Annotated in this window: 9 protein-coding genes and 1 pseudogene; 4 read left to right on the top strand and 6 right to left on the bottom strand. The window is 44.8% G+C overall.

The genetic code is table 11. The features are described 5' to 3' along the window. A complete protein-coding gene (locus AC0IYG_RS10445) occupies nt 1-1,212 on the top strand; it encodes a DUF4249 domain-containing protein (RefSeq protein WP_471711030.1) in 1,212 nt (403 codons plus the stop codon). 10 nt (nt 1,213-1,222) lie between these two features. After that, the gene (locus AC0IYG_RS10440) at nt 1,223-3,613 is read left to right on the top strand and encodes a TonB-dependent receptor (RefSeq protein ID WP_471711029.1); all 2,391 of its coding nucleotides are present in this window, start codon (nt 1,223-1,225) and stop codon (nt 3,611-3,613) included. Here the strand turns inward: AC0IYG_RS10440 and AC0IYG_RS10435 are convergent. The 5 genes from AC0IYG_RS10435 to AC0IYG_RS10415 all read right to left on the bottom strand — a co-directional run bounded on the left by AC0IYG_RS10435 (nt 3,603) and on the right by AC0IYG_RS10415 (nt 15,566). After that, nucleotides 3,603-6,953: a VCBS repeat-containing protein gene (locus tag AC0IYG_RS10435; RefSeq protein ID WP_471711028.1), complete on the bottom strand. Its 3,351-nt coding sequence runs from the start codon at nt 6,951-6,953 to the stop codon at nt 3,603-3,605. The two genes, AC0IYG_RS10440 and AC0IYG_RS10435, sit on opposite strands and share 11 nt — an antisense overlap. A 3-nt stretch (nt 6,954-6,956) precedes the next feature. After that, nucleotides 6,957-10,313: a VCBS repeat-containing protein gene (locus AC0IYG_RS10430; RefSeq protein WP_471711027.1), complete on the bottom strand. Its 3,357-nt coding sequence runs from the start codon at nt 10,311-10,313 to the stop codon at nt 6,957-6,959. Next, on the bottom strand, nt 10,314-10,892 hold the full coding sequence (locus AC0IYG_RS10425; protein WP_471711026.1) for a hypothetical protein: 579 nt from the start codon (nt 10,890-10,892) through the stop codon (nt 10,314-10,316). An 85-nt stretch (nt 10,893-10,977) separates the two neighbouring features. After that, on the bottom strand, nt 10,978-12,468 hold the full coding sequence (locus tag AC0IYG_RS10420) for a RagB/SusD family nutrient uptake outer membrane protein (protein ID WP_471711025.1): 1,491 nt from the start codon (nt 12,466-12,468) through the stop codon (nt 10,978-10,980). 17 nt (nt 12,469-12,485) lie between these two features. Next, on the bottom strand, nt 12,486-15,566 hold the full coding sequence (locus AC0IYG_RS10415) for a SusC/RagA family TonB-linked outer membrane protein (protein WP_471711024.1): 3,081 nt from the start codon (nt 15,564-15,566) through the stop codon (nt 12,486-12,488). 423 nt (nt 15,567-15,989) lie between these two features. Here AC0IYG_RS10415 and AC0IYG_RS10410 point away from each other — a divergent pair. Then, a pseudogene (locus AC0IYG_RS10410) lies at nt 15,990-18,968 on the top strand (FAD-binding and (Fe-S)-binding domain-containing protein). A gap of 69 nt (nt 18,969-19,037) precedes the next feature. On the opposite strand, the gene AC0IYG_RS10405 reads toward AC0IYG_RS10410, so the two are convergent. Continuing rightward, nucleotides 19,038-19,685 (bottom strand): NAD(P)-dependent oxidoreductase, encoded by a 648-nt coding sequence (locus tag AC0IYG_RS10405; RefSeq protein WP_471711023.1) that lies wholly within the window; start codon nt 19,683-19,685, stop codon nt 19,038-19,040. A gap of 212 nt (nt 19,686-19,897) precedes the next feature. Between AC0IYG_RS10405 and AC0IYG_RS10400 the strand changes: the two genes are divergently transcribed. After that, nucleotides 19,898-20,911 carry a PDDEXK nuclease domain-containing protein gene (locus tag AC0IYG_RS10400; RefSeq protein WP_471711022.1) on the top strand — a complete coding sequence of 338 codons (1,014 nt, stop codon included), beginning with the start codon at nt 19,898-19,900 and terminating at the stop codon, nt 20,909-20,911. Nucleotides 20,912-20,922: the final 11 nt, after the last annotated feature.

Genomic DNA, 20,922 nt, shown 5'->3' with positions numbered 1-20,922 from the left:
ATGAATTACAGGCTTTCATTCCTGCTGACGCTCCTCATAACCGGCATTGCGGCCTGTGTGGAGCCTTATAGCGTCAATTTCGAGACTGCGAAGGAATACATTGTTGTGGATGGCGTGATTACGGATCTTGAAGGGCCGCAGTTTATTTCTTTGTCTAAAACTAATCCGGAAGCGACCAACGAAAGTTCTGAATTTACGCAAACGATCTGGACGAAGGGACTTTCGACATTGCCGCTGGAAAAAGCGAAAGCGAAGATCAATGTAAACGGCACGCAGGTCCTTAACCTGACCGAGACTGAGCCGGGAATCTATCAGTTGCCTGCCAATTTCAAGGGAAAAGTAGGCGATGCCTATGAGCTTGAATTTTTGACAGAAAACGGAAAATATTATAAATCCTCGGCCGAAGTCATGCCGCCGGTTACGTCAGTGAAGCGGGCTTATGACGTTTTTAACCCAAAGGGGATTCCAAAACTTTCCCCTTATTACGGCGAATTCACGCCCAGCAATGACATTTACCTGGATTTTGATGATCCCGCCGGCGAAAAGAATTTTTACCGCTGGCAATGGACGCTTTGGGAATTACAGAAAACCTGCACAACCTGCAACCAGGGAAAATATTATCTTTTTGATGCTGAAAATGGCGTAGACGGCGACTGCTTCACCGACCTGACACTGAAATACAACGACATTTACGATTACACTTGCGAGGACCTTTGCTGGGACATTTTTTACAGCAAAGACATCACCATTTTCTCAGACATTTATACCAACGGACAAGGTCAAAAAGACAAGCTCGTTGCGCAAATCCCGCTTTTACAGTCCAATCCGTGCCTGGTGAGCTTGCAGCAAAATTCGCTCACGCCTAATGCTTACCGCTTTTTAAAACTTATTCAGGACCAGGCCAATAACTCCGGAACGCTGGCCGACACGCCGCCTGCGCCCATTCAGGGCAATGTTACGAACCAGCAAGACAAAAACGAGCTGATCATCGGGTTCTTCACGGCGTCTTCTGTTTCGGAATACCGGACGATGCTTTGGCGGAAAAACATCAAGAATGCGGCTGTTTTAAACCAGCTTTTCAAAACCATTCACAACCGTGAGCCGATCATGGAAGAGCGTGCGGCTGGCCGGCCTTACATTCCGCTGGCGATATGCAAAAAGAGTCGGTCGCGCACGCCGTTTTTGCCGAAAGACTGGAAATGGACGCAATAATGATTTGTAAATGAAGCAATTATACGCGCTGCTATTCTTATTTGTGAATGTGCTTCCCGCTCTTGCACAGGGTCTTGTGATCACGGGCACCGTGCGCGATTCGGCCACGCTTGCCCCGCTGCCGGACGCCTCCATTGTGATCGATTATCGTAAAAGCTGGTCAGCGGCGGAAATGGACAAGAAGGGCAATTTCACAGTAAACCTTCCAAACGGAGACCATGTGCTGGCGATCCGGCATGTCGGCTACGAATCATTCAAAGTTTTTATCAAAAGCGGCACGCAAAAAGTGCATTTCGATGTGCTAATGACCACAACTTCGAGCCAGCTGGAAGAGGTGATCATTACCAGCAAAGGATTTGACCAGACTATCCGGCAACCGATTCTAGGTGCTCTGCAAATCAACATTAAGACATTGGAAAAGCTGCCTTCCGCGTTTGGCGAGCTGGATATTTTGCGCAGCCTGCAAATGTTACCTGGCGTTTCCAGCGTCGGCGAGGCTTCTAATGGCGTTAATATCCGGGGAGGAACGACGGATCAAACATTGATTTTGCTGGACGACACGCCGATTTTCAATCCTACGCACATGTTCGGTCTGTTTTCCGTGATTCCGCCAAATACAGTGAACAGTCTCGATCTTTATAAAGGCAATGTTCCCGCGCGCTTTGGCGGTCGGGTGGCTTCTGTTCTGGATATTTCCACCAAAAATCCGAATCTTGAAAAGTTGCGACTGGAAGGTGGCATCAGTCTGGTTTCTAACAGGTTAATGGTCGATGTGCCCGTCATTAAGGGAAAATTGGGCATTTATGTGGCTGGTCGCGGGGCATTCAATGATTTTATTTTACCAAAACTCGATAAGCAGCTTAACAACATTAGCGCCAAGTTTGGAGAACTTTCTGCCAAGTCGTTCTGGAAGATCAATAACAAAAATACGCTCACATTTATGGGCTATTACAGCAACGATTATTTCAAAACGGACTTGCTCACGAACCTGCCCAATGTTGTGGGAACAGACACTTATTATAAGCACATTACGACCAATGGCATGCTGCGCTGGCTGCATGTGATCAGTCCGGAGGTGAGCGTGCAAACGACTGCGGTTTTTGCCAAATATTCGCCAGACATTGGCACGGCCGAAAAAGCGACTGGCAATGTTGTGAAGCTGCGCTCATCTGTGGAGCAGCGGCAGATCAAGTCTAACATTAATTATCAGCTGTCCAATCACAAGTTTGAAACAGGCTTCATTGGGACGCAATATGCCATTAAACCGGGCACGCTGGAACCGGGATTAAGTGAAAGTGTAAACTTAATCGCAACACCGACCGAGCATGCAAATGAAGTGGCCTGGTATGCAGATGACGAGATCAATTTTTCCAAAAAACTGGCCGTTTCACTCGGATTACGCTATTCTTTTTTCATGGCAACAGGAAAATCTGTGGTCAGAAACTATTTGTCCGATCAGCCGAGGGATGACTTTTCGGTTGTAGACTCGACGGTTTATGATAAGGGAAAGGTTTCAAAAGCATACGGCGGGCCGGAACCGCGCGTGGGCTTACGTTACGCGCTGAACGACCGGATTTCACTAAAATTCGGCTATAATCTCATGCGGCAATACATTCAGGTGGTTTCCAACACGGCCACGCCAATTCCGACTTCGCGCTGGAAAACGAGCGATACGCACATTAAGCCGCAGATCAGTCATCTTTTCACGGCTGGATTTTACCAATCCTTTCATGATGACATTTACGAAATCACGCTGGAAGGTTATTATCGCAATGCCAAAAACATCATTGATTACAAACCCGGGGCAGATTTCCTTTTGCAGGAATATCCTGAAACGCAGATGATCCAGGGCAAAAACAAGTCCTACGGGCTGGAAATGATGCTATCCAAAAAGAAGGGAAAACTGAAAGGCTGGGCAAATTACACTTATGCGCGCTCGCTTAACATTGTGGATGAAGACGCCGCATTGATCGAGAAAGTGAATCGGGGCGACTGGTATCCAGCTAATTACGACAAACCGCACACATTCAACGCTTCACTGGACATTACGGTTGATCGTCACAATTCTTTCGGCTTCACATTTGCTTACAGCACCGGACGGCCGTATTCGGAGCCGATTGGTTTTATCAATTATCAAAACAATGTCTACCCGTTCTACGACAAGCGCAACAACAAGCGCATTCCCGATTATCTCCGCCTGGATTTCGCCTGGAACATTTACAATCCGAGCATGAAAAACCGCAGGTGGCAGGGACATTGGACATTCTCGATTTACAACTTATATGCCCGAAAGAACGCTTATTCGGTGTTTTTTAAGACTGAGAATGCGGTTACCAAAAGTTATCAGCTGAATATTTTCGCAACCCCGATTGCAACGGTCGCTTATAATTTTACTTTTTGACCGGATCGCCTTTTCTACGGATCACAACCAGCTTATCATCATTTCTCGCTGCCACGATCGCGTTTCCACTTTTCAATTTGATGTTTTTCAAATGTTTCACCTGGCCTTTGACCTGTAATCCTTTCAATGGTTCGGGCGTAAAATTGCAGTTGCCGCGATTGATCAGAACGGTGCCAAAATCACTGTCATAGCGCCCCATTTGAATGTTACAATTATAGAAATTGCCCATAATGAGCACATCAGGCAGCTTATCCCCGTTGGCATCAATGATCTGCGCGTCGTAAAATGGCGTCCATTGCGCTTTGTATCCCAATGGTTTGACTTCAAAATCCCCTTTCCCATCATTCACCAAAATTGCATTCTGGAAATAATCGGCCGACAGAACCTGAGCATCTTTTAATTTGTCTTCGCCCACAATATCACCCAAACTGGCTTTCGAAAAATCGGTTGCGAAAATGTATTTCTTGCGGATTACCGGCATCTGCTTTTCCATTTCGAGCTTCGTAGGAAAAAGCGCTTCCTTTCCATTCAGATAATAGGTCAAGAGTGGCTCCTTGCGACCGTTTCCATCATAATCATTGATATACATTTTCACGGGCTGCTCGGCATTTGCCTTCATTCTGCTGTTCAAACCCAGATTTCCAGCCAGAATGTCGAGGTCACCATCGCCGTCAAAATCATAAGGCATTACGAAATTCCACCAGCCTTTTTTGTCGGTTAGCATCTTCTTGGAAAAGCTTTTTCCATTATTCTGCAACATCACGATGCCGTCCCATTCCAAAGCCAGTAATATATCCTGATCTCCGTCCTTATCCAGATCAGCCAGCTTCGCATTTTTCACATAACCCATAGAGGACAATTCCTTGGCATACAGGCTTGTAACATCCGTAAACTTACCGGAACCATCATTTTTAAGCAGATAGGACTTAGGAATTTCACCATAGTTAAGCGGCACGGCACGGCCACCAATGAACAGATCCACAACGCCATCGCCCGTAAAATCAAACGGAACCACACAGGAAGCAGTCACGTAAGTGTTGGTAAAAGCATCAGGTTTGACATTCAGATTTCCCTTGCCATCATTAAGGTAAATGCGCGGCATTTGAAACTCAGAATTATTGGAATATTCGTTGCCGCCGGTCGCAACCACCAGATCCAAATGTCCATCCCGGTTCACGTCCACCCATTCCGCGCTAACCTCCTCATAAGTGCTGTCTTTCAACAAAGCAGGCTGCATCGATTCGTTGAAAACGCCCGCATTGGTTTGCAGAAATAAATGATTGCGATGCTTTTTGGAAGAACCTACGAAAATGTCATCCAGTCCGTCGTGGTTAATGTCGGCAACGGCAAGCGCTGGCCCGTCGGCGGTTACTTCGAACGGAATGAGCGAGTTACGATCAAATTCTACGAAATTATTTTCCTCGTGTCTTACATCCACGCCCAGTTGTGCGGCAATGTCTTCGAATGTGTAATCCTTGGTTTCACGGCTTGTTTTAAACTGCTGATAATCGAAAACTGGCAGGTCATTTTTGTAGGTTAATGATAAAGAATCCTTCAAATCAGCCTGTTTAAGGACTTGAAAACGGTTGTCCGGCCAGATCACAAACATGGAATCCACATCGACCTTTTTGCCCAAACCAATGTTCAAGGGCACCTCCATACTCGACTGAAAACCGCGGACAGGAAATTTCTCGAAACTCAGCACTTTGTCTTTTTTAAAAACCAGACATTTGGTGCCGATTGCATTCACATTCCCCGCTTTTCCTTTCAGATAAACGCGTGAAAAATCGCCTTTTTCAGCCTTTTTATCATGCAGGTTTTCGTAGACAAATGCCTTCTCATTGATGTTATTCGTCACAATGTCCAGGTCGCCATCATTGTCCAGATCCGCATAAACGGAACCATTGGAATATGAAACCTGATCATTCCGAATAAGGCCATTCATATCGCTGAAAGCCAGATCGCCTTTATTGCAGAAAAACTTGTTGTTAAGCTTGATTTCAGGCAGCTTATCCGCCAACCCAGGATCATTTTCGTCGAAATTCTTATTCCTGATCTTCTCCTGAACCACATCATCGGACACGAATTTGATGTAATCCGTGTCATTCATCCGCTTTGGAATGCCGTTGGAAATGAAGAGGTCTTTTAAACCATCATTATTAAAATCAGAGAAAAGCGCGGCCCACGACCAGTCCGTCGAATGCACGCCGGAATACATGCCAATTTCACTGAATGTGCCGTTTCCGTTGTTGTATTGCAGATTATTCCGCGCAAACTGGTAATTGTAGCCCTGCCGGATCTTGTATTTAAAAATGCTGTACATATCCTCGCCCTCCGACTTTTTGAGGATTTCATAATTGGAAGGCAGCATATCCAGCGACACGATTTCCGGGAAAATATCGTTGTTAAGATCCCCAATGTCCACGCCCATCGAAAACTGGCTCGTATGCATCAGCGACGAATCGGTCATATCCAGGAATGCACCATTTTTTTGATTGATATACAAATAATCATTTTCATGAAAATCGTTTCCAATGTACATGTCGGGATAACCGTCGAAATTGATGTCACCAACGCCTAAGCCAAGGCCATAACCCAATGCAGAACTGTGAATGCCGGTCGTTTTGGACACTTCAATGTATTTCCCATTGTCATTTCTGAACAATTTGTCGCCAGCCAGCGGATGATAAACATTCTCAAAAAGTGCCCGGCGGCCAAATGTTCCGTTCTGATGAACCGAATGGTTTAGTTGAAACATGTCCAGATCACCATCCAGATCATAATCAAAAAACACGGCCTGCGTGCCAAAAACGACTAAATCCAAGCCATATTCTTTCGATTTCTCCGCATAAACCGGCACGCCGTCCTTAATTTCCTGACAAACAAAAAGCAGGTTATGTCCCTTCATCGACTCAAAGTTCCCGACCTGACTAATGTAAATATCCAGCATCCCGTCCTGGTTAATGTCCACAATCGACACGCCATTGGACCAGCCCTTGTTGCCTTTGAAATTCGCCTTTTCCGTAATGTCCTCGAACTTCATCCCCGACTTGTTCAGGTAAATGCGGTTTGCTTCCTGATTTCCCGTAAAGCACAGATCCACAAGCCCATCATTGTTCAGATCGCCCGCGCCAACGCCGCCACCATTATAGAAATACATATAATAGAAAATGTTGAAATCCTTAGTTGGTTTCAGCGTGTTAGCAAAGTCAATTCCGGTTTTTTCGGCAGTTAGGAGGTCAAAATCATACTCGGCAATGTCCTTTTCCTTCGTGCAGGAAAGACCGGCGAGGAACAGGGTGAAGAGCAAGATTTTGATAATCGTATTTTGAAAAAGCATGGACTATAAATTGGCCGGTTGCGGCTTATTAATCTTAAAAAAAACGGGCTTCGCATTGCTCACCAGATTGATCAGGTAAGGCGCGCCCTGAATGTTGATTGGACTAATCTGCTTCACTTCGCCGTCGACGGCATAGCCGCTTTGATTGCTTAGGAGCAGGTCAAACTGCATATTCCCCTTGTTGATGAGCACATTACCACGACACGCATCGAGAGCGCCGAGCTGTGGAATGAAATGCGTGTAATTGCCGCCAACGATCAGGTCTGGTTTGCCATCGGCATTCACATCGGCGCTTTCAATGGCATTCAGGCAAGAAATCTGCGCCATATGTGGCAATTCTTTTAATGTAAAGTGCCCTTTTCCATCATTCACAGCCACCGCGGATTTCAGATAATTCACCGATTTCTCAACCGCAGATTTCATCAGATCCTTCGGAAAAAGGTCCTGCACCGATTTATTGGCATATTCGGAATGTTTCAGACTTTCTTTTTTCAAAAACGGAAACTGCGTGGTCAATTCGCGTTTGAGTAAAATCGGCATATCACGCTCTTCGACCGTTTTGGTCACCACTTTTTCAATGGTCCCGTTTTTATTGAAATCATTGATCCAGATTTTTAGCGGCGCATTTGCCGATGCTTTCAGTGTAAAATTCTCGCCAATGTTGCCAAAAACAATGTCCTGATCACCGTCGCCATCCATATCCGCCACTTTCAGGCATCCCCAGAAACCCGCGTAAGTTTCCAGACCAGAAGTCATTCTCACAAATTTTCGACCATTGTATTTTAAAATGACGGGCGCCATCCAGTCGCCTGCGATGATCAGTTCTTTCACTTTATCGCCATCCACATCCGCCCAGGAAGCGTCACGCACCATGCCGAGTTTTGCCAGTTCCGGCGCAATGGTCGTCCCTATTTCTTTAAAAACGCCCTTTCCGTCATTCTGGTAAAGATAACTTCTCGGGCTCGACCCGTATTCGCGCGGCACACTGCGGCTTCCGACGAAAAGATCAATATCGCCATCATTGTCATAATCGTGCGCAACAATTACGGCCGTATTCATGGAATTCGGCGGCAACGCGCGCGTATTGATCGCAAAATTGCCTTTTCCATCATTCAGATAAAGGCGGGTTGGCAAGTCGGGGCTGGTTACCAATGTTTCATTTCCGCCACTTCCCACAACAAGATCAAGGTCACCGTCGCCGTCGGCATCGAAAAATGTTGCGGCAGTGTCCTCAAATCCAGCGAGATCCGTAAAGACTTTTTGTGTTGATTTTACGAATGAACCGCCCTTTTGCAAATACAACTGCCCGCCCTGCCCTTTCGCGCCGCAGACATAAACATCCGCCTGCCCATCGCCATTCACGTCGCCTATCGCGGCTTTCGGTCCTTCCTGCGAAAGCAGCATTGGAATGTTTCGCTCGTGATAAAAATCTTCGTATTTGTCTTCCTGATGCGCATCAAAACCATCGCTGGAAACCTGAGTAAGCAACATTGTTTTTGACTGAGCGGGATTTGCAAAGTCGCCTCCGGAGTTATTGATCTTAAAGTTGAGCGTCGTATCCGCAGCAACTTTCGGATGGCTGGTCACTTTTCTGTTTGGCCAAATTATGCGAATGGAATCGATGGAAGCGATTTTCCCCAATCCAATCGTGATCGGATATTCCGTGCTTGACTGAAATCCCCGCGCCGGATTAACTTGTTTGCTAAAAACCTGTTTACCTGCAAAAACTTCGATTTTAGAACCAATTGCGTAAGTGTTTTTGCCTTCGCCCGCCAGTTTGAGCTTGATATAATGGTTTTTTTCAGCCTTCGCTTCGCTTTTATTTTTATAAACAAAACACTTCTGATTCACATTGTTCACCACAAGGTCCAGATCGCCATCATTGTCCAGATCCGCGTAAGCCGCACCATTGGAAAACGACTTCTCCCCCAACCCGAATTCTTCGGCGCGTTCCTTAAATTGTAAATCGCCTTCATTGTGAAAAAAGTTGTTGGGAACGGGATTCGAAGGCATCTTGTCGATAATGTTCTGCATATTTTCCTTCTCGCCCGACATCACCATTTTCTGCGTCACTTCATTGGCAAAAAAATCGATAAAGTCCTGATCCAGAATGTCGTGATAAATGCCGTTACATACATAAATGTCTGTTTTGGAATCATTATCGGCGTCAAACATTAACGCGCCCCAACTCCAATCGCTGGCAGCAACGCCGGAGTAATTCGCAATTTCACTGAATGTGCCGTCTTGATTATTGAATTGCAGGCTATTCTGCATGTATTGATTGTGGAAACCTTTCTCTTTTTTGAGATTAAAGAGATAATGGTTTTCAAAAGAAGTGGTCGTTTTGTAGCGATATTCATCGCGTGGAAGCATGTCAGTGACGAACAATTCGGGATATCCGTCGTTGTTAATGTCGGCCATATCCGCGCCCATTGAGGCCAAACTCGTATGTTTTACACGTTTTTCAAGTTCTTCGGAGAATGTGCCGTCTTTTTGATTGATATATAGATAATCCTTTTCGTAAAAATCATTGCAAATGTAAATGTCCGGATATTGGTCGCCATTAATGTCGCCCACGGTCACGCCCAGTCCGAACCCGATCAAGCTGCCGTAAATGCCTGCTTCCTGGCTTACGTCAACAAATTTCCCGTTGTCATTTCGCAATAATTTGTCGCCGCCGCCTTTGAGAAAATCCTTTACCGGCCAGTCTTTTGCGCGCATATTGCGGTCGTTGGCGTAATTGAGCGTGTTTACCGGGATGAAGCTGTTGTTGAGAATGTAGGCATCCAGATCGCCGTCAAGGTCATAATCCATAAATGCTGCGTGTGTGGTGTAACCCGTTTCGTTCAGGCCATATTGCGCGGCCGATTCGGTGAATGTCTGGTCGCCGTTATTAATGTAAAGAGAGTTGCCTTGCTTGTTGACAAACTTCTGGTAACCCGCATTGCAGACATAAATATCCAGCAGATTATCACCGTTAATGTCCACCATGACAACACCCGTGCTCCATTTAGTCGGCTCTGCAACGCCGGCCTTATCCGTAATGTCTTCGAATTTGAAGTTTCCTTTATTGAGATAAAGCTTATTATCACCCATGTTGGCGGTGAAGTAAATATCGGGCAAGCCATCATTGTTAATGTCTCCGATTGCCACGCCTCCGCCATTGTAAAAATTCCGGTAATTGAAGATGTTGATATCCTCTTTGTCTTCCACTTTATTGACAAAATCGATGCCGGTCGCCGAAGCATCCATTTCCTCAAATAAGCCGTCCGGTTTGCTTGAATTCTTGCAGGAAAATAGTAGGAAAAGAAATGTAAAAACGGCTGCCGCGTGCACGGTGCCTTTATATTTTGTGATCATTTAATTCGATATCGAGGAGCTGAAAACTTCTTTTTCAGTAATGTTCCCTAAACTAACGGCTGGCTTTTTGTAAACAATGAAGCCTTCCGCGGGTAAATATTTGTCAGGCTGCTGGAAGTCGCTGTATCTGCCAACTTTCCCTTTGATCCTGAAAACCATCTTGTCTTTTGTAAATGCTATTGCGGTAATCTCGCCCTCGGCCATCATGTAACCTTCACCGATCATGTTGATTTTATCAATGATCTTTCCCATTTTAATGTTTGTCTCAACTGCTCCATTTGCAGTGATTGCTTTTGTGATCGGCTTTGCAGCAAACCATTTCTCCCCACCCAGATTGATAATTGTTTTCCCTTCAAACTGATCCGTTAACGTAACATTCATCATGTTATCCGACATCAGCACCTGCCCTGTGAAAACGCTTTCTTCTGGATAAAATTCTTTCCCATCGATCGACATGACAATTTTCGCTTCATTGTCCTTTAATGTTTGAAAAAGCGCATCTGCGGCCTGATCTGAGGAATCTTTTGAACTACAATTAGAAATAAAGAACGCTAAAAATAAAAGTAAGCAACGGGTCATTACATTGAGTCAATTTGTACACCAATAATAAAACAAAAATGCCCGAAATGATCGAGCATTTTTGTCAAAGAATATGATTTGAGTCTTAATATCCTGGATTCTGAACAAGGTTTGCATTGGAAACCAAGGCAGCAGACGGGATTGGATAAAGCACTGTGTAAGGATCTTTAACGGATGTTCCTGTGCCGGTTGTAAACTTACCGAAACGGATTTCAGTAGTTCTTTTGAAACCTTCCCAGTACAATTCGCGACCGATCTCGTCAAACAGGTTGGCTTCTGTCAAAGATGCCAATGCTGTTGCACCGCGCAATGTTCTTAATGCATTAACCTGGGTTAGCGCACCAGCTGCGTTTCCGCCTCTCATCATCGCTTCTGCTTTCATCAAATAAGCCTCTGCGTAACGCATAAGCAGATATTTTCCAGAGTTTGCAGGGTGATACTTGATAACGCGAATCCCTTTATCCGTTGCAGCACCAGCCAAAGGCACATCTTTTGTGAATTGCAATGGCTTTTGCGTACGTGTATCGATAATGACTTTTCCTTTTTCGTCATACTGCTGACCGATCAGGAAGCCGTAGCTGATACCCGAGAATTCTGTTCCGTCTTTCTTAGCAGGCTTTCCGATACGCGTATCTTTTGCTTCGAAAGTGTCATAGAAATCTGCCAATGTCGCAAATCCGTTCCATCCTGATGGGTTTTGACCGTAGTGCAAAGTCATCATCCAGCGGTTTTGCGCCGTTCCTTCCTGCACGTTGAAAATCGGTTCTGTTTTTGCAGCGGAAGAGAATGCTGAAAAGTAATCTTTTTCCAATGCATAACCGTCAGCCGTAATTGCATCTACGTAAGCAACCACTTTGTCCATATCAGCCTTATCAAATGTATAAGGACCTTCTGGTGTAGCACCTTTGTAAACTGCTTTGTTCAGATACATTTTAGCCAAAAGGAAGTTTGCAGCTGCTTTTGAAGCCGTTCCATTTCCGATAGACGGGCCTTTTTTTGGCAGGTTAGGAAGGGCTTCTTCCAAATCCTTGATAATGTAATCAAATGCTTCTGAACGGCTCAAAACTTTTGGCAGGTCATTCACACCCTGAGTTACCTCGCGGACAGGAACAACGCCCCAATAGTCCATAACCCAATACATATTGTAAGCTCTCAAAAACTGTGCTTCCGCTTTCTGAGTTGCATTTGGGTTTGAAGCAAGGATCTCAGTTGCCTTGTAAGCGCGCTGGTTCAATGCGTTCCATGCACTCAGAATGTAAGAGTGAGACGCATCCCAGGTGTGCTGATCCAATGTCCGCCACACCCCGTTATCACCCCAGTCAACACCACGTGTTGGCGGGATCATTTCAGCAGTTGTATGCTCCCCAAGCGCATAAATACCGGCCTGGTCAGAGTAAGTAGACAAATCCTTATACGCAGATGATAACGACTCCACCACATCCACCGGGGCGAATCCGCCGTCGACAACTTCGTTAACCACTGAGTCTTTCTCGTCGTTCACAAGGTCAGTACAGGCCGACAGCGTCGCCATGCAAACCCCTGTAACCATTATTTTGTATATCTGACTGGTTTTCATTTTATAATGAATTTGAATTAGAATGAAACATTAACACCAACTGTCCACGTTCTTGCTCTCGGATAAGCCGTATAGTCGATTCCGAATGAAGGAATATCGTTCAGGGACTTGTTAGTGCTAACCTCTGGATCCTGACCGCTATATTTTGTAAAAGTTAACAAATTCTGACCAGTAACAAAAACTCTTGCATTGCTCAACACTTTGTTCGCTTTCATAGGAACGCGATAGCCGATTGACAAGTTTTGCAAGCGAACGAAGTTACCTTTTTCAAGGAAACGCGTAGAAACGTCCGGCGCGTTCAAAGCTCCTTCTCCGTTGCCGATCACATCTTTTGTCACGTTACGACCATTTGCAAATGAACCTTGTGTAAAGAATGCGTTCGCAGTGTTTGAGTACAGATAGTGACCAAAAACACCATTGAAGAACAGGCTCATATCAAACGCTCCGTATGCTAAGTTATTGGTTAAACCTGCATTAACTTTTGGAAGCGGGCTTTTGCCACCCAGGAATGTCTGGAAGTCACCAGCTGGATAAAGTGAGTTTCCGTTGTCATCAAATCCGCCGAACTCGCGAAGGAAGTAAGCGAACAAAGGCTGGCCTTCTGCCAAACGCTGTGCAAATGCACCTGAAAGACCCTGTCCGTTGATTTCACCTGTATCATATGTTCCGATCAGGTTTTTAACAAGGTTCTTGTTGTAAGATGCGTTGAACACCATTTCCCACGAGAATTTCTTGCCATCTACGATCACACCCGTCAATGCCAATTCAATACCGCGGTTTTGAATGTCTGTATCCAGGTTCCGATAAACGAATGGGTTTGGAGCAGGCTGAGCAGCAACAACTTTGAAAAGAAGATCTTTTGTGCTTTTGTTATAAAGATCCACTGTTCCGCTCAATCTGCCTTTCAGAATGGAGAAGTCAAGACCGAAGTTAAATGCAGCAGTTGATTCCCATTTCAAATCAGGGTTGTTAAATGCAACTGCGTTCAAACCACCACCTGTAATGTTATCAGCGCCCTGGTTGATCGCGTAATCGCTGTAACGGTCACGTCTGTCGTAAACGTTGTGAGGGATTGCCTGGTTACCCGTTACACCATATCCAACTCTAAGAGAAAGGTCTGTGAAAACAGTTTTAGGAATAAAATCCTCTTCAACCAATTTCCATTTGAATGCTCCTGATGGGAAATAACCGTATTTGTTGTTCCCACCAAATTTGGAAGAACCATCGACACGCAATGTACCCGTGAACAAGTATTTGCTTCCAAAACCAAGGTTAACACGACCGAAGTAAGATTGAAGCTCATCCTTCACATAGCTCGAATTTTGAATAACCGAACCTACGCTTGAAAGCGATGTTGCATCCTTAACAGCAACTGTTCCGGCGATACCCAGGTTGTTGATCATCAGATCCAGGTCATTTGTACGGAAGTTGGCAGCCGCTACATTTTTGCTTCCGCTTTCAAAGCTTTGGTAAGAATAACCCAAAAGGGCGTTCAATGTAACCGTTCCGATCTCCTTATCATATGTAAAGTAGTTTTCCATCAACTGGTTGTTACTTTCCACATCGCGAATATACACGCGGCCAATTTTGTCTGCTTCGTTAATACCACCAATACCTGCAACAACCAGATCTCTTGAATAAGCTTGTTTTCTTGAAGACATTGATTTATCAAAACCCAATACAGTTTTGAATTTCAAGCCGCTGAAAATTTCTAGTTCTGCGTTGATGTTACCCAAAGCACGAAGCGTGTTGCTTTTATCCTGTGACAATTTCACGAATGCAAGCGGGTTAGGCTCAGTAGTTGTAGACTGGTTCAATGTATCGCCTCTGTACGCTGGGCGTGTAGGGTTTGCTTTCAGGATGCTTCCCATCAAATCACCTTCAAAACCAATGTTCTCAGAAATTGGAACACCTGTATCTTGCGTGTTTGCAAAGTTCAGGTTGCTTCCGATCGTCAATTTATCACCGATGAATTTCTTAGTTCCGCTGAAACCAACACTGTAACGCTTAACATTAGATGTTTCCACAATACCATCCTGGTTCATGTAACCCAATGAGAAACGATAGTTTCCTGATGCGTCACCGCCGCCATAAGAAAGGTTGTGCTGATGTGTAAGTGCTGTTCTGAACAACAAATCCTGCCAGTCTGTGTCTGATCCCTGATCCTGTCCGCCTGCTGCTTTGTATTCAGCTGCGTTCAAAAGGTCATATTTCTTGGTAATGTTGCTGATACCCAATGAATATCCGTAGTCCAATGCACCTTTGCCTTTTCCTCTTTTGGTTGTGATCAAAACCACACCATTCGCACCGCGTGAACCGTAGATCGCTGTTGCAGATGCATCTTTAAGGATGTCCATGCTCGCGATATCGTCCGGGTTAAGGAAGTTAAGCGGGTTTTTCGCTGGCTGACGGCCAACACCCTGGTTATCACCACCCGATGAAGTGTTATCTCCACTCAAAGGCACACCGTCAATTACAAATAAAGGGTTGTTACCACCCAAAACAGACGACGTTCCCCGGATACGCACGTTGATTCCACCGCCCGGCTCACCGCTGGATTGTGTAATCTGCACACCCGCAACGCGTCCCTGCATAAGCTGCTCAGGAGAAGTTACGATCCCTTTTTGGAAGTCTTTCGAGCCCAAAGCAGAAACGGCACCGGTTGCATCCTTTTTCTTAACCGTTCCGTAACCCACTACGACGACTTCTTCCAAAGCCTTAACATCCTCAGAAAGTGTAACATTAAGTGTTGATTTGTTGCCAACCGCCACATCCTGCGTCTCATATCCAATGGCGCTGAAAGTCAATGTTGCATTGCCTGGTACGCTGATCTGATAATTTCCGTCAACGTCCGTGTTGGTTCCTTTTGTGCTTCCTTTAATGGTAATGGTCACACCTGGAACGCCACCCGTTTTTGCGTCTGTAACCTTCCCGGATACATTCACATCTTGTGCAAAAGCATTTGTTGTTAAGCCAATCAAGATCATTAGGATGGCGAATAGCCCTGTGCCTTGTCCTGCAAATCTTTCTTTCGTCGCAACGTTCTTTGCATTGCTTGAATCATGTCGACGAAACACATGAAAGGATAAATTCATCATAGGTCTGTTAAGTAAATTGTTAAATCTGGTCACCGCTTTTTGTATCATTTTAACATTCCAGCTTTATAATCATCAAAAGTGCCTTAGGATGAGGGAAATGGCCTTTTAACTAAATTAATCTGCGAAAAAGTTACAATTATTCAATAACGGTCATACAAAATAATATAAATAGTTCTGATAATACAATAACGCAATTCTGAAATCTGCTTAAAGAAATCAATTTTTAAGCAAAAAAGTTATATTATCCAATTAAAGTCCAAACGCCATATTTGAGAAGTACAATAGATAGCCGTTTCGGTGACTTTTTTAATTAAAGTTTAATTTTTTCACCGCGTTGTTATAAACACTTCCATGAATATTTTGCTGGAAATCCTTGTTGGTTGTTCGTAACTTTGAGATCTATTTTTCCGCTTTTATAATACAATGACCACGCCGCTTTCAGTAACTAACATTGATTTAAGTCTTCTTGCCAACCAACTTGAAGGTGAACTGCATTTCGACAACACCATGCGCACTTTATATGCAACCGACGCCTCCGCTTACCGCGAGATGCCGCTTGCTGTCGCCATGCCCAAGTCGATCGCTGACATTAAAACTTTGATTGCATACGCCACAGAAAAGCACATTTCGCTGATCCCGCGGACGGCCGGAACGTCGCTTGCCGGGCAGGTTGTGGGCAATGGCATTGTGGTGGACGTTTCACGGAATTTTACAAAAATCATTGAGATCAATGCGGCCGAAAAATGGGTGCGCGTTGAGCCCGGCGTGGTGCGCGACGAGCTGAACATGGCGTTGAAACCCTATGGACTATACTTCGGCCCGGAAACGTCGACAGCTAATCGCGCGATGATTGGTGGAATGGTTGGAAATAACTCTTGCGGTTCTAATTCGATCGTTTACGGAAGCGCCCGTGAGCATACGCTGGAAGTAAAAGCAATCCTTGCGGACGGCAGTGAAGTGGAATTCAAAAGCTTGAAAAACGGTGATTATCAAAACCTGATTTCAGATGCAACGCGGAAAAACGGAAGTGCAACGCTTTTGGACAAAATATATCTTAAAACAAACGAAATCCTGCAATCGCCTGACAACCAGTCAGAAATAATAGAAGAAACTTCCCAAAACCAAGCATTAGCAGAAGGAACACGGGTTATGCATTGGATATGCTTCTGCATACAGAGCCTTTTGTGGAAGCCACCGACGAGCGCGTGCAGCCTTTCAATATGTGCAGCCTGATCGCGGGTTCGGAAGGAACATTATGCTTTTTGACTGAAATAAAGTTGAATCTTGTGCCGCTGCCACCTAAAACGCAGGGATTGGTTTGCGTGCATTGCGACACAATCGACGAAGCGCTAAGGGCGACGATTTTAACATTAAAATACCAGCCGCATGCCGTCGAGCTCATTGACGATTATGTGCTGGAATGTGCGGCTACGAATGTTGAGCAGAAGAAAAACGCATTTTTTGTAAAAAATAAACCCGACGGAAAATTCCCTGCCATTTTGGTTGTGGATTTGTCCAGGGAAACAAAAGAAGAGGTTGAAGCGCTTTCGGCCGAAATGACCAAAGAATTGCAGGAAGCGGGCATCGGATTTCATTATCCGCTGCTTTTTGGAGACGACACGAAGAAAATCTGGTCGTTAAGAAAAGCTGGTTTGGGCTTGCTGGGCAACATTCCAGGCGATGAAAAGGCGGTTGCGGTGATTGAAGACACGGCTGTGGACGTTTACGATCAGCCTGATTATATACGGGATTTTAACGAAATTCTGAAAAAACATGGCATGTCCGCCGTGCATTACGCACATGCCGGAACGGGTGAAATTCACTTGCGGCCGATCATTAACCTGAAAACGAGCGAAGGTCACAAGCAATTCAGAATGATTGCTGAGGAAATCGCTGAACTGGTAAAAAAATACGACGGATCGCTTTCCGGGGAACATGGCGACGGGCGATTGAGAGGCGAATTTATCCCTAAAATGGTCGGTGAGCATAATTACCAGCTTTTTAAGGAAATCAAAAAAACCTGGGACCCGAACAACATCTTCAATCCCGGAAAAATCGTGGATACGGCTCCTATGGACACGTTTCTGCGTTACGAAGCCGATCAGAAAACGCCTGAATTCAAAACTTACTTCCGTTTTAAGGATCAGGATATTTTGCAGCATGCCGAGCAATGCAATGGCTCAGGCGATTGTCGCAAAACGCAAATGAGCGGCGGAACCATGTGCCCAAGTTTCATGGCAACGCGCAACGAAAAAGACACAACCCGCGCCCGCGCCAACATTCTTCGCGAAATGTTAACGCGTTCTCCCAAAGAGAACCGATTTGATAATCAAGAGATTAAAGAAGTTTACGACCTCTGTCTAGCTTGCAAGGGCTGCAAAGGTGAATGTCCATCAAATGTGGATGTGGCGAAGCTGAAAATGGAGTTTTTGCAGCAATATCACGATGCGAATGGCATTCCGATGCGTTCTTGGCTGGTTGGAAATTTCTCAAAAATGACCGGCATAGCGAGTTATGTTCCCTGGGCTTACAATCTGGTGTTCAAAAATGCGCCTTTGCGTAAAATTGCCAATCGCGTTGTCGGCTTCCATCCCGAACGGACTATGCCGCTGCTGCATAGCACGACTTTGAAAAAGTGGTATGATCAACGCAAAACGAGCCATTCGACAGGTAGGAAACGTTTATCTTTTTTGCGATGAGTTTACCAATTACAATGATGTTGAAATTGGCAAAAAGTCGATTATGGCTCTTGAAAAGCTGGGTTATGATGTGATTATCCCCAATCACGCGCCTTCGGGCCGGCCACAACTTTCCAAAGGACTTTTGAAAGATGCCAAAAAGATTGCTGAGGAGAACATTAAGCTGCTGAGAGACATTATTTCGTACGACACGCCGCTCGTAGGCATTGAGCCATCCGCGATCCTTACATTCCGCGACGAATATCCGGATCTCGTTAGCGATGAACTTGTGGAAGATTCCAAAAAACTCGCGCAAAACGCATTGCAATTTGACGAGTTCATTGCGAGAGAAATTGACTTGAAGCACATATCAAAAGACCAGTTTACCAAAGAAAAGCGACTGATCAAATTGCACGGACATTGTCAGCAAAAGGCCATTTCGAGCATGATACCAACCAAAAAAATGCTTTCGCTGCCTGAAAACTATAATGTTCAGCTGATTCCATCCGGCTGCTGCGGCATGGCGGGATCATTTGGTTACGAAAAAGAGCATTATGACATTTCAATGCAAATAGGTGAACTCGTCCTCTTCCCTGCCGTTCGCCAGCAACCCGAAGAAGTAATCATCGCCGCTCCAGGAACCAGCTGCCGCCACCAGATCCACGACGGAACCGGCAGGCACGCAATGCATCCGGCCGAGATTTTGTGGGAGGCGTTGGTTTGAAATGAGAAGACTTTCCAAGCAGGGCACTTTGACCTGCCTGGAAAGTCTGACATCCTTAGTGAGATTTTGTCAATTCGAAATGAACGGCGCTTCTCGGATGTAAGCATTATCCGTCAACTGCCTGATCATGAAGGTTGCGATATCCGCTGCACTAATTTTACTTCCCGGCGAATCTTCCAGACTAACCATAATTTTATCCTTCGTTTCGACAAATTCAGTAAACGGAACGCGCACCATTGTCCAGGCAATCCTGCTTTCTGCAAGCAATGCATAGGATTGTTGCCGGTCTGCATGAATATCCGGAAAAGTTGCCTTCATCCAATCCGTTGCCTTTTGGGTTTCAATGCCCTTTTTATCAAATGGCGTATCGACATTTAGGCCTGCTAACAAAATATATCTGAAATTCTCCGCGTTGTTTTGCCGCTTAGCAACTGCATTAATAATGTTCGCTGTCGCCTGACTCGCTACAAGCGGCTCATCTTTTCGTTGCCCAACCGTGCTGATCACAGCATCACAGCCTTCCAACAGCCTTTCAACGATTTCTGCGTCTATTGCGTCGCCTTTGACAACCTCTACTAATGGATTTTGTATTTGGAAAGTCTCTGGTTTTCGAAGCAGCAATTTCAATTGAAAACCTTGTTCAAGTAACTGATTAACCAGATAATAACCAGTCCTGCCACCGCCTCCGAGGACGGCAATTTTATGTATTTCTTTCATTTCCTCTTTTGATAAATATTAAGCAATAAATTTCCTCCCATGCTTTGCCTAGATGGGAATTGCAGGCTTGCCTGCGAAATGCTTTAATATTTATCAAGAGATTTGAATGGGGTTAAGATAGCAAGAGAAAGATCAGACGAAAAAATTTTTCATGAAAGTGTGACCAATGATTTGTGGCGACGTCTAAACCTCAAATCATAAAACCAACAGTCATGGCTTTGAGCATACTCGAAAAGGAATTCATTCTTAATATCAAAGAAAAAATCAGGCAGGCGCAGTATGAAGCGCTTAGGGAAGTCAATATTAAATTAATCAATCTTTATTGGGAAATCGGAAAGTCCATTGCCGAAAAGCAATCCGAAAGTTGGGGCAAATCCATTGTTCCGAAGCTGTCCAAAGAGTTGCAGTTGGAGTTCCCAGGAATCGGCGGATTCTCCACCACGAACATTTGGTATATGGTGCAATTTTACACTGATTACCAGTCAGATATAAATCTCCAGCCATTGGCTGGAGAAATTGGATGGAGCAAGCATACGACCATTTTATCTAAATGCAAGAACAGTCAGGAAAGGCAATTTTACATTCTTGCAACCAAGAAGCATGGCTGGACGAAAAACGTTTTGATCCACCAGATTGAAAACAAGACATTCGAAAAATATCTGCTGAACCAAACGAACTTTGACGAAGCATTACCTGAGAAAATCAGCAAGCAAGCACTCCTTGCAGTGAAGGATGCTTACACATTTGACTTTCTGAATCTTGGTAATGAGCACTCGGAAGAAGAGTTGGAACAGGCCCTTGTCAAAAACATCAGGAAATTCCTTTTGGAAATGGGAAGTGATTATTCGTTTATCGGCAATCAATATCGCATTCAGGTCAACACAAAAGACTTTTGGGTAGATTTGCTGTTGTATCACAGAAGGTTACAATGCCTCATCGCCATAGATTTGAAAATCGGCGATTTCGAGCCAGAGCATAAAGGCAAGATGGAATTTTATCTCGCTGTTTTGAATGACACCGTAAAGCTGCCGCACGAAAATGAATCGATTGGAATCATCATTTGTAAAAGCAAAGACAGGACCATTGTTGAATATTCGTTAAAAAGTGCAGGCCAGCCGATCGGAATTGCGACTTATAACACTTCACACCATTTACCGAAAATGTATCAAACAATGTTGCCATCTGCTGACGAAATCGCCCAGAAGCTTTTCGAGTTCGGTCAATAGAGTTTCGTTTG

It is taken from the genome of Dyadobacter sp. AC419 (genome assembly GCF_979253085.1).
The sequence above is the reverse complement of the archived record's forward strand: the minus strand, read 5'-3'. Positions and strand labels throughout refer to the sequence as shown.